The 1,405-nt window shown below is 52.4% G+C and carries 2 protein-coding genes; both read right to left on the bottom strand.

The window, feature by feature from the left end; translation table 11 throughout:
- Positions 1-215: 215 nt before the first annotated feature.
- Positions 216-686 carry a DUF6680 family protein gene (locus tag QZH66_RS16060; protein WP_345783862.1) on the bottom strand — a complete coding sequence of 157 codons (471 nt, stop codon included), beginning with the start codon at positions 684-686 and terminating at the stop codon, positions 216-218.
- 356 nt (positions 687-1,042) lie between these two features.
- On the bottom strand, positions 1,043-1,405 hold a 363-nt coding region (locus QZH66_RS16055; RefSeq protein ID WP_305806891.1), incomplete at its 5' end, for a hypothetical protein.

Here is a 1,405-nt window from a genome sequence, read left to right as displayed (position 1 = left end):
GATCTGCCGGGATTCATACAAAAACAGCCTCTAGCGCTTGTCTATCAAGCGCTAGAGGCTATATTTTTATGAGCAAAATCCCCGTCGTACCTTGCAAGGGAATGGACCAGCACTTCAATGGCCCGCTGGGTTCACCCTGCACCGAAATGCGCTGATAACTTTTACGAAAGCCAGCCTTATGCTTGAAATAAATTGGAATCCGACCCCAATACTTCTTAGCCTTCAACGCGCTGTGGCGCATTCTGATCTGGAAGGTTAACTACGTGCATCCCAAGGGGTCTGCGACCTTCGAGCACTTCAATCGCCAGTTCTCGGACTCGCCCCTGCTCCTCTTCGAGCTTGCCGTGCGCTACAGGAGCGTAGGTGCCATTCTTGATCTGTGTCTTGTTGAAGTCGTAGCCGAGGGCATTTCCCATCGCATGAAGCAGGTCAACGAGGAGATCAAGGCGCCGTAATGCCCACGCGTTCCCCTCCATCCCTGTATTACCTAGATGATCCAAATATTGTTGCCACACATCGAGAACGGCCTTCTCCTTTGGCCGGTGCGGAAGGAACTCCAGGTCAATGGTGTTCAAGGCCTCCACGTGCCGAGGTGAAATTGTGTATGCACGTGTAGCCATGAGAGTCTTGAAAACGGCGAACTTTCGTCCGCGCTCCTCGTTTCNCCAAATATTGTTGCCACACATCGAGAACGGCCTTCTCCTTTGGCCGGTGCGGAAGGAACTCCAGGTCAATGGTGTTCAAGGCCTCCACGTGCCGAGGTGAAATTGTGTATGCACGTGTAGCCATGAGAGTCTTGAAAACGGCGAACTTTCGTCCGCGCTCCTCGTTTCTGTCGTCGAGGTAACGAGTAACTTGCACCGCGATCAGCGGGCTAAAGGCAGTCGCAATAATCATCAGGATGTCTGTTGTCGTCAAGGCTCTTCTCCTGAAGGCTAACGCTCTCGGTAAGCCGCGCCGCAGTGCGTAGCACGGAGGGCACCCACAAGCAGAGCTTGTGGGCGTCGGCTTGATCAACCAGTTAGGCTGGTGCGATGGAAACTTATTTTTTGATTTTTATAGTGAAATAGTCTTGCGTATCGCCGGCTGCAATACGCAGGACAATTTCCACCTTATCTGCCTGAATGGTACGCATCCGCCAGCCACCTAGGGCACCTGTGGCAAGCAGCGGCTGAGCTGAAGAGAAAATGTCTTTGTTCATTGATCCAAATGCCGGCACAACCGTTGGCGCCATGGGCTTTGAAGCCTCCATGTACCTCTGACCGGCGATGAACAAGGTGTGTGAGTTCCCGCCGTAACTGATTGAGGATTGCTCCCAAATTACTCGCATCACCTGGTTGGTGTTGTTCTTGAAATTGGCGGAAAAACCTGATATGCCAGCGGCGTTAAAAATGCTGGCCTGTTC

The organism is Stenotrophomonas sp. YIM B06876, from assembly GCF_030711595.1.
GTDB lineage: Bacteria > Pseudomonadota > Gammaproteobacteria > Xanthomonadales > Xanthomonadaceae > Stenotrophomonas.
This window is presented reverse-complemented; position numbering and strand designations above follow the sequence as displayed.